A 12,458-nucleotide genomic window follows, 5' to 3' on the forward strand; every position below is an offset into this window, starting at 1 on the left:
GGAGGTGACATGACGAGGGCGACGGCGCAATCCGGGTGCGTGACCCTCGACGACCCGTTCCGCAACAGGCTGCTCGACGGTCTCGCGTCGTCGATCGCCGAACGCGGTTACCTCGACACCACCGTCGCCGACATCGTCCGGCACGCGCACACCTCGAAACGCACGTTCTACGGCCGGTTCGAGAGCAAGGAGGAGTGCTTCGTCGAACTGTTGCGCCGGAACAACGATGCGCTGATCGCCCGTGTCCGGTCGGCGGTGGATGAGCACGCGGACTGGGACGAGCAGATCCGCCAGGCGGTCGGAGCGTACGTCGACCACATCGCCGCGCGGCCGGCGATCACCCTGAGCTGGATCCGCGAACTTCCCGCCCTCGGCGTCCAGGCGACGCCGCTGCACCGCTGGGCGATCGACCGGCTCACCGACATGCTGGTCGGCCTCACGAGCAGTCCCGGCTTCCGCCGGGCGGGCAAGGCGCCGCTGAGCCGTCCGCTGGCGGTCGTCCTGCTCGGCGGTCTGCGGGAACTGACCGCACTGTTCTTCGAGGACGGGCGCGACGTGCACGGGATCCTCGAACCGGCGGTCACCGCGTCGACCGCGCTGCTGGGCGGTTAACGCAGCAGCAGGCGGGCCGACCGCTCCAACCGCTGTGTCATGTCGTCATAGGACGAGTAGCCCATCCCGGCCCACACCAGCGCGCCGACGTAGAGCAGTTCGAGCGCCTCGATCGCGTCGAAGTCGACCGGCGCACCCAGCGCGTCCACCAGCCGGTCGCGCACGTCGCGTCCGATGCGCTGCCGCAGCACCTCGACATCGGGGTCCTTGCCGAGCAGAGCATTGGTTACGGCGCCCGCGAACTCCGGTTCGTCGGCGACCAGCAGCGCGATGTCGCGTAACACCTCGACGACACGGGTGGCGGGATCGTCGGAGACGTGCGCGGCCGGGGGCGCCGCGGACAGCCTGCGCCAGAACACCTCCGCGACGAGGTGCTCCTTCGACGAGAAATACGTATAGGCGGTCGCGGCGCCGACGCCGGCCACGGCGGCGACGCGCCGCACGGTCAGACCGGAGAAGCCGTCACGGTTGAGAATGTCGACCGCAGCGCGTCCCAGCCGGTCGACGGTGTCGGCCTGCTTCGCGGTCAGACGGCGCCGAGTCGACTCCAGGGTCGGATCGGACACATGTCCGGACGCTACTACAACGGCACAGGAGCAGCAACGGCTAGGTTGGGTAGCCATGAGCGTCACCGACACCGATCTCCCCCCGCACGCCGCGCGGCTGTTCGCACTCGCCGAACAGGCCGTCGGGTTCATGCCGGCCGATGAGGGCCGCACTCTCTACGACACCGCGGTGCGCTACCTCGGAGACGGTATCGGCGTCGAAATCGGTACGTACTGCGGCAAGTCCACGCTGATGCTCGGCGCGGCGGCCCAGGAGACCGGCGGTGTGGTGTACACGGTCGACCACCACCACGGCTCCGAGGAACACCAGCCCGGCTGGGAGTACCACGACACCACCATGGTGGACCCGGTGACGGGGCGGTTCGACACGCTGCCGACGATGCGGCACACCCTCGACGCGGCCGACCTCGACGATCATGTCGTCGCGGTGGTCGGGCGCTCTCCGGTGGTGGCCCGCGGATGGCGAACACCGTTGCGGCTGTTGTTCATCGACGGCGGACACACCGAGGAGGCCGCCCAGCGCGACTTCGACGGCTGGGCCAGATGGGTGGAGCCCGGCGGTGCGCTGATCATCCACGACGTGTTCCCCGACCCCGACGACGGCGGGCAGGCGCCGTTCCACATCTACCAGCGCGCGCTGGCCACCGGCGCGTTCCGCGAGGTGGGCGCGACGGGTTCGATGCGGGTGCTCGAACGCACTGCGGGCAGCGCAGGAACTCTCGACTGACCTACCTGGTCCACCGGTCGCCGAGTCGCTGACCGGGCGCCTCTCTCCGCACCCTATATACGAACTATGTTTCATACTTTTTTCTTCGTATACGATGGGGTGACCGTCGACGAGAGGTGAGCCGCCATGTTCCGCGCACACGAAGTCATGACCCGGCCGGTGGTGTCGGTGCAGGACTCGACGCCACTGCACGAGGCGGGCACGCTGCTCGCCGAATACGGCTACGCCGGACTTCCCGTGACGGACCATTCGGGCGTCCTGGTGGGCGTGCTCACCTCCGGGGACGTGTTGCGGGCCCGGCCCGCGGACCACCACACGGCCGGGGCGGTCATGTCGGCACCCGCCCTGGCCGCCGAGGTGTTCGCCGATCTCGACGACATCGGCCGACTGTTGTTGCGGCGCGGGGTCCGCAGTGTGCCGGTGGTCGACGACCAGAGCCGGGTCGTTGGGATCGTCAGCCGTGGAGATCTGTTGCGCCTGAACACAACCAGCGATGACGGCATCGCCGTGGGTGTACAGAAACTGCTCGATGACCACACCGGCAAGCGACGCTGGATCGCGCAGGTGCGCGACGGTGTCGTCACCGTCGCCGGCCACTTCGACGACGACTCGGAACGGCGCATCGCCACGGCGCTGGCCCGCATGGTGCCGGGCGCGCGGGAGGTGCGCATCGGCGCCGGAACGTCGACCGGCGACGGGAGCGGGACCCCGGAAGGAGCGCGCCGATGACCGAACCGTTGACCGGTCCCCTCTGGGGCTGGGTGGTGCTGATGGCGGCCATCGCGCTGATGCTGGCCGTCGACCTCTTCCTGCACCGGGACAACCACGTGATCGAGTTCCGGGAAGCGGCGGTCTGGTCGGTGATCTGGATCGCGGCCGGGCTCGGGTTCGGTGCGCTCCTGTGGTGGATCTACGGCGGTGAGGTCGCCGGGACGTACTACGCCGGATACCTGATCGAGAAGGCCCTGTCCGTCGACAACGTCTTCGTATTCGCGTTGATCTTCAGCTATTTCGCCGTCCCGGACCGATACCAACACCGGGTGCTGTTCCTCGGAGTCGTCGGCGCGCTGCTGTTCCGCCTGGTGTTCATCTTCGTCGGGGCCGAAATGCTCGAGCGGTTCTTCTGGACGGCCTACCTGTTCGGCGCCTTCCTCATCTACACCGCGTACAAGATGGCGTTCCAGCACGACGAGGAACTCCAACCCGATGAAAACCTCCTGGTCAGGCTCGTGCGCCGGGTGATACCCACCGATCCCCACTATCACGGCGAGCGGCTGTTCACGCGGATCAACGGCAAGCGGGTGGCCACGCTGCTGTTCGTCGTGCTCGTCGCGGTGGAGGCCACCGACCTCGTTTTCGCCATCGATTCCGTCGCGGCCGTGCTGGCCATCACGACCAGCACGTTCCTCGTGTGGACGGCCAACGCCTTTGCCGTACTGGGGCTGCGGAGTCTATACTTCTGCCTCGCCGGTCTGCTGCGACGCTTCACCCATCTGCACTACGGGCTGGCCGTCCTGTTGGCGTTCGCGGGTGTGAAACTGATCCTGTCGGAGACACCGATCGGCAAACTCCCCATCCCGCTGACGCTTTCGGTCATCGTGGTGACCCTGACGATCTCCATCGTGTGGAGCCTGGTCGCCACCCGCACACCACGGTCTCGCGACACAGATCACCAGCCCGCCGATTCCTGAAATGCACTACGCGAATCACGCAGTATCATCGTCGGCCATGGCGACTTCCCGACGCACGGCGAAGAAGGTGGTTGCGCCCGCCGCGGGCACCGGCCGCGGTTGGACGTTCCTGACCAACCATGCGCATGTTCTGCTGTGCCTGGCCCAGGGGGAGTCGTTGACCGCCCGGGAACTGAGCCTGCGCATCGGCATCACCGAGCGCGCGGTACAGGCGATCCTGGCGGATCTCATCGCCGACGGGTACCTCGAGAAGTCGAAGGTCGGCAGGCGCAACAGCTACACCGTCAACCCGAAGGGCAGGCTGCGCCATCCGCTCGAATCCGCGCACACCGTGGGCGAATTGATCGATGCGCTGACCTGACCGCGGCGCTGGTGCCTAGCGGTCGCTGACGGCGCAGGCGCAGTCGAACTCGTCCTCGAGGCCGCGCGGCAGGTCCGCGCCGCGGAAGATGCCACTACCGGGCGTGGCGCTCGTCAGGGCGTCCGCGGCCAGGATGACGGCCGCGCCGGTCCACGTGGTCCGCTCTTCGGGCCAGCGCTTCCCGTCGGCGAAAACCAGTCCGGTCCAATAGGATCCGTCCTCTTCACGCAGATGGTGCATGGCCGCGAACTGCTGGTGTGCGCGTGCCGGGTCGCCGATCGCGTCGAGCGCCATCACCAGCTCGCACGTCTCCGCTCCGGTGACCCAGGGGCGGTCGTCGACGCACCGGATGCCCAGGCCGGGCACCACGAAGTCGTCCCACCGGTCGTCGATCCGGGCGCGGGCGGCCGGGCCGCGCAAGGCACCGCACAGCACCGGGTAGTACCACTCCATGGCGTGCCGGTCCTTGGGCACGAATGAACCGGGATGCTCGACGATCGCGTGCCCCAGCCGCCCGACGGCCACCTCCCACTCGGGCTGCGGGTCGCCGATGTAGTCGGCCAGGGCGAGCGCGCACCGGATGCTGTGGTGGATGCTGGCGCATCCGGTCAGCAGCGCCTCCGGGATCGGTCCCGCTTTGCTCTGCGCCCAGGAGATCTCGCCGTTGGGCCGTTGCAGGCCGAGCACGAAGTCGATCGCCCTGGCGACCACGGGCCACATCGTCTCCGCGAAGGAACGGTCGCCGGTGATGAGCAGATGATGCCAGACACCGGTGGCGATGTAGGCGCAGAAGTTGCTGTCGCTGTTGGCGTCCTCGATGACACCGTTGCGGAACTGCAGCGGCCACGACCCGTCGGGGCGCTGGGTGAGCCGGCACCATTCGTACGCCGCACGCGCCGGTTCGAGCAGACCGGCGACGGTCAGCGCCATCGCCGATTCGACGTGATCCCAGGGGTCGGTGTGCCCGCCGGTGAACCACGGGATCGCCCCCGACGACTCCTGTTCGGCGGCAATCGATTCCGCGGTCTGTCTGCACTGAGCGGGCGTGAACACGCCGGGGATCCCGGGCAGGTCAGGCGCGAGCATTCACGACCGCCGGTTTCTCGAAGTAGAGCGCGACGCTCTTGCCGATCAACGGGTCGAGCAGCTTCTCACCGCGTCGGGTCAGCCAGGGCGCCGAGATCATGTCCCACACCAGCAGCTTGTGGTACGCCGCGACGGCGGGGTGGTCGTTCTTCGACGTCCCCACAGCGCATTTGAGCCACCAGAACGGCGAGTGCAGCGCGTGGGCGTGGTGGCTGTGGGTGAACCGCAACCCGTGCGCGGTCACCTTGCCGCGCAGTTCGTCGGCCCTGTAGATGCGGACGTGGCCGCCCTCGTTGGCGTGGTACTCGTCGGACAGCAGCCAGCAGATCCTTTCCGGCAGCCAGCGGGGCACCGTGATCGCCAGCTTGCCGCCGGGTTTGAGCACCCGCACCAACTCCGCGATGGCCTCCGTGTCCTGCGGGACGTGTTCGAGGATCTCCGAGGCGATCACGCAGTCGAAGGTGCCGTCGGCGTAGGGCAGGTCGAGCGCATCGCCCTTGACCACTTCGGCTTTCGCCGACGGCGGCACCTCGCCCTGCTCCTTCATCGCCTGCAGGATCTCGTCGACGTCGTTGAGGTCCTGGGCGTTCTGGTCGAAGCCGATGACGTCGGCGCCGCGCCGGTACGCCTCGAACGTATGCCGTCCCGCGCCGCAGCCGACGTCGATCACCTTGGTGCCCGGCCCGATACCCAGCCGGTCGAAGTCGACGGTCAGCATGTCGCCATCGCCCGCTGGTAGACTGAGACGGTCTGCGCCGCAACGGATTCCCAGCTGAACACGTCGAGAGCACGGCGGCGGCCCGCCGCACCCAGACGGTGCCGCTGGGCGGGCGAGTCGAGCAGTTGGCCCAGTGCGCGGGTGAGTTCGTCGACGTCACCGGGCGCGACGAGGCGCGCACAGTCGTCGTCGGCGCCGACCACCTCGGGCAGCGCACCGGCCCGGCTGGCCACGATCGGCGTCCCGCTGGCCATCGCCTCGACCGCGGGCAGCGAGAAGCCCTCGTACAGCGACGGGATGCAGGCGACCTCCGCCGAGGCGAGCAGCGCGGCGAGATCGTCGTCGGACAGCCCACTGGAGCTGTGCACGATGTCGGAGATGCCGAGTTCGGCGATCAATTTCTCGGTGGGCCCGTTGGGTTCCAGCTTGGACACCAGCTGGACATCGAGATTGCGTTCCACCCGCAACCGCGCGACCGCGTGCAGCAGGTGGCTGACGCCCTTGAGCGGCACGTCCGCGCTGGCGATCGCGATGATGCGACCGCTCACCCGGTTCTCGGCGGGCCGGAACAACTCGGTGTCCACCCCGAGCGGCACGACCTGCAGCTGCTCGGGCGAGACGCCGAAGTCCTCGGCGATGTCGGTGGCCGACGAGGACGACACGGTGAGCAGTTCCGGGATCTGGCGCGCGACCTGCTTCTGCATCTCGGCGAAGCCGTACCAGCGCCGGACCAGCGGTTTGCGCCACCACCGGGCCGCCGCGACGTCGACGACCTTGTCGCGGGTGATCGGGTGGTGGACGGTGGCCACGACCGGCAGCCCCATCCGCGCGATGTCCAGCAGACCCGTGCCGAGGCTCTGGTTGTCGTGGACGACGTCGAAGTCACCGAGGCGGCCGGCGAGGATCCGCGCCACCCGCATCGTGAAGGTCTTGGGCTCGGGGAACCCCGCGGTCCACGTCGTCAACAGCTCCTGCAGGTCGATCCGGTCGCGGATCTCGCTGGGCCGGGGCACGCGGAACGGGTCCGGCTCACGGTAGAGGTCCAGGCTGGGCACCTTGGTCAGCCGGACCCGCGGGTCGAGTCCCTCGGGATACGGCTGACCGGAGAACACCTCGACGTCGTGGCCGAGTTCGACCAGTCCCCGGCTGAGATGGCGGACGTAGACACCTTGGCCGCCGCAGTGCGTCTTGCTGCGGTACGACAACAACGCGATACGCATACTCAGATGGATCCGGGGCCGACGGGCCGGGCCGCGATGAACTGGTCGAATCGTGTCACGCAGAGACTCCGAACCTTCTGGACATGTGTCCAGACTATAGTTTGACGTGCTAGGCGACGCAACGCGTCCGCATCTGCCTGACTATCACAGCGCCGCGGGGCTGTCCTGTTCAGGCTCCCCGCGGCGGCGGGAATCCGCCGGTGGCCACCGGCCCCCACCGCGTCGGGACGAGGCGGATCAGGCACTTGCCCTGGTCGGCCATCGCCTGCCGGTATTCGTCCCAGTCCGGGTGCTCGCCGGCGATCGCCCGGTAGTAGTCGACCAGCGCGTCGACCGCCTCCGGCATGTCGACCACCTCCGCGTTGCCGTCGACCTGCACGTACGGCCCGTTGAAGTCGTCGGAGAGCACGGTCACGCTGGCCCGGCCGGCGCGGCGGACGTTCACCGTCTTCGCCCGCTGGGGGTAGCTGGCGATCACGATGCGCCCCTGACCGTCCACCCCGCCGGTGACCGGCGAACTCTGCAGCGATCCGTCGGCGCGGTGGGTGGTGAGCACCATCTTGTGGCGCGACCGCACGAAGTCGAGCATCTCGTCGCGCCCGACGCTGTCCGCGGTCGCGTATCTGGGGGACATGGGGGCCACAGTAGTTGTCACACCCCGTCGCTAACGTCTCGAACATGAGTTCGACACGAGATCAGGTCATGGATGCGATGGACACCGTCGAGGCACTGTCCGCCCGGCTCACCGCCCTCCCGGTCACCGGGATGAGCCGCGCGGAGGCCCAGGCGGCGCTGATCCGGCTCGGCCGGCTGCGCGGGCAACTACAGGAGGTGGAGCGCCGGCTGACCGGACGGCTCGTCGCCTCGGGCAGCCCCTCGCAGTTCGGCGCCCGAACGTGGGCGGAGGTGCTGGCGCAGCGGCTGCGCATCTCCCCCGGCGAGGCACAACGCCGCATCGCCGAGGCGGTCAGCGAGGGTCCGTCTGCCGCTTGAGTACCCACGCCGGCACCCAGTGGGTGACGGATTTCCGGTGGGCGCCGTAGGCGATGTCATAGGTGACAAGGCCCCACCAGTAGCCCTGCTCGCACATCCCCCAGCACGTCAGGCGGCCCTCGACGACGGCGTGCATCTGCAGCCCGGCCGGGTTGTAACCGCCGTGCCGGTGCGGCTCCCGGGGGAACAGCACCGCAAGGTCGACGAGCACCGCAACCGGGGGATCCACCCGCCGGAACGCGGGCGGCACCGGCTGCCCGTTGTAGCCGATCGCCTGCAAATCGCCCACCGTTCGATCATACGTTCGATGGCGCGCGGCGAGTAACGCGGCCGCACACCCACCCGCGGCCCAGTTTGCCCGCGCAGATCACGAAATGTCCGTCAGACGAAGCTGCGTTATCCGTTCCATCGATCAGATCCTGCCAAAATGTCCATTGTTCGCCGCTGCCGGAATGAAAAGGTTGACCAGCGTGTTCACAGGTGCAGACCGGATCGGAGCCCTCCGGACCGGTCGGGCAGAAAAGTTCGAACCGCGACGACGGCCACGGCTCGCACACCCATCAGAGGGAAGAAAGAAGCACGGACATGAACAAGATCGGATTCGCCACGATCGTCGCCGGCGGGCTGGCCACCGCCTTCTTCGGGCTGGCCGCCCCCGCCCAGGCCGCCCCGGCAGGGCCGGGCAACGCCCAGAACGCCATCGAGCACCTCGACGACCGCGGCTACACCGTGCGCGTCACCCATCAGGGCATGGTGAAACCGCTCGACCAGTCCAGCATCGTCGCGGTGCGCTACGACAACCAGGACCGCATCGTCTACGTCACCGTTCGCTGATTCCCGGCGTCCGGACGCGAGGGGCATCCCACCAGGGATGCCCCTCGTACTGTGTCATGGACCACAATTCGTGGTTTCACGCCGCTGATTACCGGTTATCCCAGCGCACGATGACCTTCGACCTCACCCCGACGATCGCGCAGCACGATCTCGCGCGACGCACCCACGAGTTCGCCGAACAGTGCATCCGGCCGGTGGCGCTCGAATACGACCAGCGCCAGGAATTCCCGTGGCCGGTCCTCGAGGAGGCGTCTCGTCGCGGGTTCTACAGTCCGCTGTTCTATCGCGACCTGATCGGCGACCCGACGGGGCTCTCGCTGCCGATGTTCATGGAAGAGCTGTTCTGGGGGTGCGCAGGCATCGGGTTGGCCATCGTCATGCCCGCGCTGGCGCTGTCGGCGATCGGACAGGCCGCCTCCCCCGAGCAGATGCTGCAGTGGGCCCCCGAGTGCTTCGGCACCCCGGGCGACCTCAAACTCGCCGCGCTGGCCATCTCCGAACCCGAAGGCGGCAGCGACGTGCGCAATCTGCGCACCACTGCCCGGCGCGACGGTGACGACTGGATCATCGACGGCCACAAGATGTGGATCGGCAACGGCGGGATCGCGAACGTCCACGTCGTCAACGCGGTCGTCGACCAGGACCTCGGCCACAAAGGGCAGGCGCTGTTCATCGTGCCCGGCGGCACCCCGGGCCTGGAGTTGGTGCGCAAACTCGACAAGATGGGCTGCCGCGCGTCGCACACCGCGGAGTTGAGGTTCGACGGCGTGCGGATCCCCGGTGACCACCTGCTCGGCGGCGAGGAGAAGCTCGAGCACAAACTCGCCAAGGCGCGTGAGGCGGTCGAAGGCGCGCGCAAGTCGGGATCCGCGGCGCTCGGCACCTTCGAACAGACACGGCCCATGGTCGCCGCCCAGGCGCTCGGAATCGCCCGCGCCGCACTGGAATACATGACCGAATACGCCAACCGCCGGGAGGCGTTTGGCGCCCCGATCATCGACAACCAGGGCATCTCGTTTCCGCTGGCCGATCTGGCCACCCAGATCGACGCCGCCCGCCTGCTCACCTGGCGCGCGTCCTGGATGGCGGCCACCGGCGTGCCGTTCGACCGCGGCGAGGGGTCGATGTCGAAACTCGCGGCCAGCGAGGTCGCGGTCAAGGCCACCGAGCGGGCGATCCAGACCATGGGCGGATGGGGATACATCACCGACCATCCGGTCGAGAAGTGGTATCGCGACGCCAAGCTCTACACGATCTTCGAGGGCACCAGCGAGATCCAGCGCATGGTGATCTCCCGTGCGCTGGGCGCCGCCGACGGTGCGCCGCCACTGCATGTCGACCTCGAACCGACCGGCGGACCGCTCAACCGCTACTTCGGGCGCGGCACAGTCCTGCGCGGCCGTGCCGCCGACACCGCGCTGAACGCCAAGGACCGCGTGCCGCAATCGGTCATGCGGTTGGCGATGAAGGTGCTCAAGCCACCCCGTAAGTGACCGGGAGGCCGGATGGCCCAGCAGATGAGCGGCGTCATCGGCGCCGCGTTCGACACCTTGCGCTACGAGCCGACACCCAAGCGGATCCGCGTGACGCTCGCCGGCGAACCGGTCGCCGAGACCGACCGGGCCCGGTTGGTGTGGGAGCCGCGCCGCATCGTGCCGACCTACGCCGTGCCGCTCGACGCGCTGAGCGCCCACCTGGTTCCGGCAGGCGCCGAATCCGGCGCCGAGGAGGCCACCCGCAGCCTGCTCGACCCGACCGTGCCGTTCACCAGCCACACGTGCGAGGGCACCGAGTACGACGTGGTGGCCGGTGAGGAGACCGGCGCGGCCGCCGCGTTCCGTCCCGACGACCCCGACCTCGCCGACTACGCGGTGCTGGACTTCGCCGCCTTCCACTGGCACGAGGAATCCGAACCCGTCGTCAGCCATCCCCACGACCCGTTCCACCGCATCGACGTCCTGCGCAGTACGCGCCATGTGCGGGTCGAGTACGAGGGCCGGTTGCTGGCGGAGTCCACGCGGCCCCTGCTGCTGTTCGAGACGAACCTGCCGATGCGCTGCTACCTGCCACCCGACGACGTCGGCGAGTTGGCGCCGAGCGACACCGTGTCCTACTGCGCCTATAAGGGCCGCGCCTCGTACCACTCGGTCCCCGACGGGCCGCGCGACGTCGCCTGGACCTACCCGAATCCGCTGCACGACGGGGAACCGGTCCGCGGCCACATCTGCTTCTTCGACGAACGCGTCGACGTGATCGTCGACGGCACCCGGGCCGACCGGCCCGTCACCCCGTGGAGTGAACAAGGCGTTTGACCCCGCACAGTGCGGGCACGCTCCCCGGACACCGATCTGGAGGAGGACGCATGCGCGCAGTGACCTGGCAGGGACGTCGGAAGGTCTCCGTCGACAACGTTCCGGATCCGGTGATCAAAGAGCCGACGGACGCCATCATCCGGGTCACCAGCACCAACATCTGCGGGTCCGACCTGCACCTTTACGAAGTGCTGACCGCGTTCATGAACCCCGGGGACATCATCGGCCACGAGGCCATGGGCGTGGTCGAGGAGGTCGGCGCCGAAACCGGCGACCTGAAGGTCGGCGACCGCGTGGTGATCCCGTTCAACATCTCCTGCGGGACGTGCTGGATGTGCGACCGCGGTCTGCAGAGTCAGTGCGAGACGACGCAGAACCGCGACCAGGGCACCGGCGCGGCGCTGTTCGGATACTCCACGCTCTACGGGGAAGTGGCCGGCGGGCAGGCCGAGTACCTACGCGTGCCGCAGGCGCAGTACACCCACATCAAGGTGCCCGACGACGGACCCGACGAGCGGTACGTCTACCTGTCCGACGTGCTGCCCACCGCATGGCAGGCCGTCGAGTACGCCCAGATCCCGGACGGCGGAACGGTGGTCGTGCTCGGGCTCGGGCCGATCGGCTCGATGGCGTGCCGGATCGCCGCGCATCACAACAACTGCCGGGTCATCGGCGTGGACCTCGTCGCGGAGCGGCTCGACCGGGCCCGGCCGTACTGCGCCGAGGTGGTCGACCTGCGCAACCAGAAACTCGACGACGTCATCGCCGACCTCACCCAGGGCCGTGGCGCCGACTCGGTGATCGACGCCGTCGGCATGGAGGCCCACGGATCGCCGATCGCCGAGGCCGCCCACACCGCGAGCACCTTCCTGCCGTCGGCCATCGGGCGGGTCGTCATGAAGAACGCCGGCGTCGACCGTCTCGCCGCGCTGAACTCGGCGATCTCGCTGGTGCGCCGCGGCGGGACGATCTCGCTCTCGGGCGTGTACGGCGGCGCCGCCGATCCGATCAACATGATGACGTTGTTCGACAAGCAGCTGACGCTGCGGATGGGCCAGGCCAACGTCAAGCGCTGGGTGCCCGACATCCTGCCGCTCCTCAACGCCGACGACCCGTTGGGCGTCGAGAACTTCGCCACCCACCGGCTCCCGCTGGCCGAGGCGCCCGGTGCCTACGAGACCTTCCAGAAGAAGCAGGACGGCATGGTCAAAGTGGTGCTCACCCCGTAGCGCCACCGGGTTGGTTGACGCGCGGCGCTGTGGGGTACCTCACGGGCGTGGTTCAGTCGTGCCGCACGGCGGATTGCCGGTCGGGAGAAAAAGTACCCGGTACCCCTGG

General features: G+C 68.6%; 16 protein-coding genes. 10 read left to right on the forward strand and 6 right to left on the reverse strand.

What is annotated here, in order from left to right:
- Window positions 1–9 precede the first annotated feature (9 nt).
- Window positions 10–612, forward strand: coding sequence for a TetR/AcrR family transcriptional regulator (locus AU195_RS12315; RefSeq protein ID WP_059159354.1), 603 nt, complete (start codon window positions 10–12; stop codon window positions 610–612).
- On the opposite strand, the gene AU195_RS12320 is transcribed toward AU195_RS12315, so the two are convergent.
- The gene (locus AU195_RS12320) at window positions 609–1,178 is read right to left on the reverse strand and encodes a TetR/AcrR family transcriptional regulator (protein WP_059159355.1); all 570 of its coding nucleotides are present in this window, start codon (window positions 1,176–1,178) and stop codon (window positions 609–611) included. The two genes, AU195_RS12315 and AU195_RS12320, sit on opposite strands and share 4 nt — an antisense overlap.
- Window positions 1,179–1,233: 55 nt before the next feature.
- Here AU195_RS12320 and AU195_RS12325 point away from each other — a divergent pair, with 55 nt between their 5' ends.
- The 4 genes from AU195_RS12325 to AU195_RS12340 all read left to right on the forward strand — a co-directional run bounded on the left by AU195_RS12325 (window position 1,234) and on the right by AU195_RS12340 (window position 3,957).
- Complete coding sequence (locus AU195_RS12325) at window positions 1,234–1,905, forward strand: class I SAM-dependent methyltransferase (RefSeq protein WP_059159356.1); 672 nt, start codon at window positions 1,234–1,236, stop codon at window positions 1,903–1,905.
- Between the two features lie 126 nt (window positions 1,906–2,031).
- Window positions 2,032–2,634 carry a CBS domain-containing protein gene (locus AU195_RS12330; RefSeq protein WP_059159357.1) on the forward strand — a complete coding sequence of 201 codons (603 nt, stop codon included), beginning with the start codon at window positions 2,032–2,034 and terminating at the stop codon, window positions 2,632–2,634.
- Window positions 2,631–3,596: a TerC family protein gene (locus AU195_RS12335; protein WP_059159358.1), complete on the forward strand. Its 966-nt coding sequence runs from the start codon at window positions 2,631–2,633 to the stop codon at window positions 3,594–3,596. The genes AU195_RS12330 and AU195_RS12335 overlap by 4 nt, the downstream gene beginning before the upstream one ends.
- 37 nt (window positions 3,597–3,633) lie before the next feature.
- The gene (locus AU195_RS12340) at window positions 3,634–3,957 is read left to right on the forward strand and encodes a helix-turn-helix transcriptional regulator (protein WP_059159359.1); all 324 of its coding nucleotides are present in this window, start codon (window positions 3,634–3,636) and stop codon (window positions 3,955–3,957) included.
- Between the two features lie 15 nt (window positions 3,958–3,972).
- Here AU195_RS12340 and mmpH read toward each other — a convergent pair whose 3' ends face one another.
- The 4 genes from mmpH to AU195_RS12360 form a co-directional block, all read right to left on the reverse strand.
- The gene (gene mmpH, locus AU195_RS12345) at window positions 3,973–5,043 is read right to left on the reverse strand and encodes an MMP endo-(1,4)-3-O-methyl-alpha-D-mannosidase (protein ID WP_059159360.1); all 1,071 of its coding nucleotides are present in this window, start codon (window positions 5,041–5,043) and stop codon (window positions 3,973–3,975) included.
- Entirely contained in the window at window positions 5,030–5,761 is a 732-nt protein-coding gene (locus tag AU195_RS12350) for a class I SAM-dependent methyltransferase (protein ID WP_059159361.1), read from the reverse strand. Before AU195_RS12350 ends, mmpH begins: the two co-directional genes overlap by 14 nt.
- Window positions 5,755–6,981 (reverse strand): MMP alpha-(1->4)-mannosyltransferase, encoded by a 1,227-nt coding sequence (gene manT, locus AU195_RS12355; RefSeq protein ID WP_059159362.1) that lies wholly within the window; start codon window positions 6,979–6,981, stop codon window positions 5,755–5,757. The genes AU195_RS12350 and manT overlap by 7 nt, the downstream gene beginning before the upstream one ends.
- Window positions 6,982–7,150: 169 nt before the next feature.
- Window positions 7,151–7,615: a PPOX class F420-dependent oxidoreductase gene (locus tag AU195_RS12360; RefSeq protein ID WP_059159363.1), complete on the reverse strand. Its 465-nt coding sequence runs from the start codon at window positions 7,613–7,615 to the stop codon at window positions 7,151–7,153.
- Between the two features lie 44 nt (window positions 7,616–7,659).
- Between AU195_RS12360 and AU195_RS12365 the strand changes: the two genes are divergently transcribed.
- The gene (locus AU195_RS12365; RefSeq protein WP_059159364.1) at window positions 7,660–7,974 is read left to right on the forward strand and encodes a DUF222 domain-containing protein; all 315 of its coding nucleotides are present in this window, start codon (window positions 7,660–7,662) and stop codon (window positions 7,972–7,974) included.
- Here AU195_RS12365 and AU195_RS12370 read toward each other — a convergent pair.
- Window positions 7,949–8,263: a hypothetical protein gene (locus AU195_RS12370; RefSeq protein WP_059159365.1), complete on the reverse strand. Its 315-nt coding sequence runs from the start codon at window positions 8,261–8,263 to the stop codon at window positions 7,949–7,951. The two genes, AU195_RS12365 and AU195_RS12370, sit on opposite strands and share 26 nt — an antisense overlap.
- A gap of 296 nt (window positions 8,264–8,559) precedes the next feature.
- On the opposite strand from AU195_RS12370, the gene AU195_RS12375 reads away from it, so the two are divergent.
- From AU195_RS12375 to AU195_RS12390, 4 genes are all read left to right on the forward strand, one after another.
- The gene (locus AU195_RS12375) at window positions 8,560–8,808 is read left to right on the forward strand and encodes a hypothetical protein (RefSeq protein ID WP_059159389.1); all 249 of its coding nucleotides are present in this window, start codon (window positions 8,560–8,562) and stop codon (window positions 8,806–8,808) included.
- Between the two features lie 110 nt (window positions 8,809–8,918).
- Window positions 8,919–10,301 carry an acyl-CoA dehydrogenase family protein gene (locus tag AU195_RS12380; protein ID WP_059159366.1) on the forward strand — a complete coding sequence of 461 codons (1,383 nt, stop codon included), beginning with the start codon at window positions 8,919–8,921 and terminating at the stop codon, window positions 10,299–10,301.
- Between the two features lie 12 nt (window positions 10,302–10,313).
- Complete coding sequence (locus AU195_RS12385) at window positions 10,314–11,120, forward strand: DUF427 domain-containing protein (RefSeq protein WP_059159367.1); 807 nt, start codon at window positions 10,314–10,316, stop codon at window positions 11,118–11,120.
- 50 nt (window positions 11,121–11,170) lie between these two features.
- A complete protein-coding gene (locus tag AU195_RS12390; protein ID WP_059159368.1) occupies window positions 11,171–12,349 on the forward strand; it encodes a zinc-dependent alcohol dehydrogenase in 1,179 nt (392 codons plus the stop codon).
- Window positions 12,350–12,458 lie beyond the last annotated feature (109 nt).

This window comes from Mycobacterium sp. IS-1496, assembly GCF_001499995.1.
Taxonomy (GTDB): Bacteria; Actinomycetota; Actinomycetes; order Mycobacteriales; family Mycobacteriaceae; genus Mycobacterium.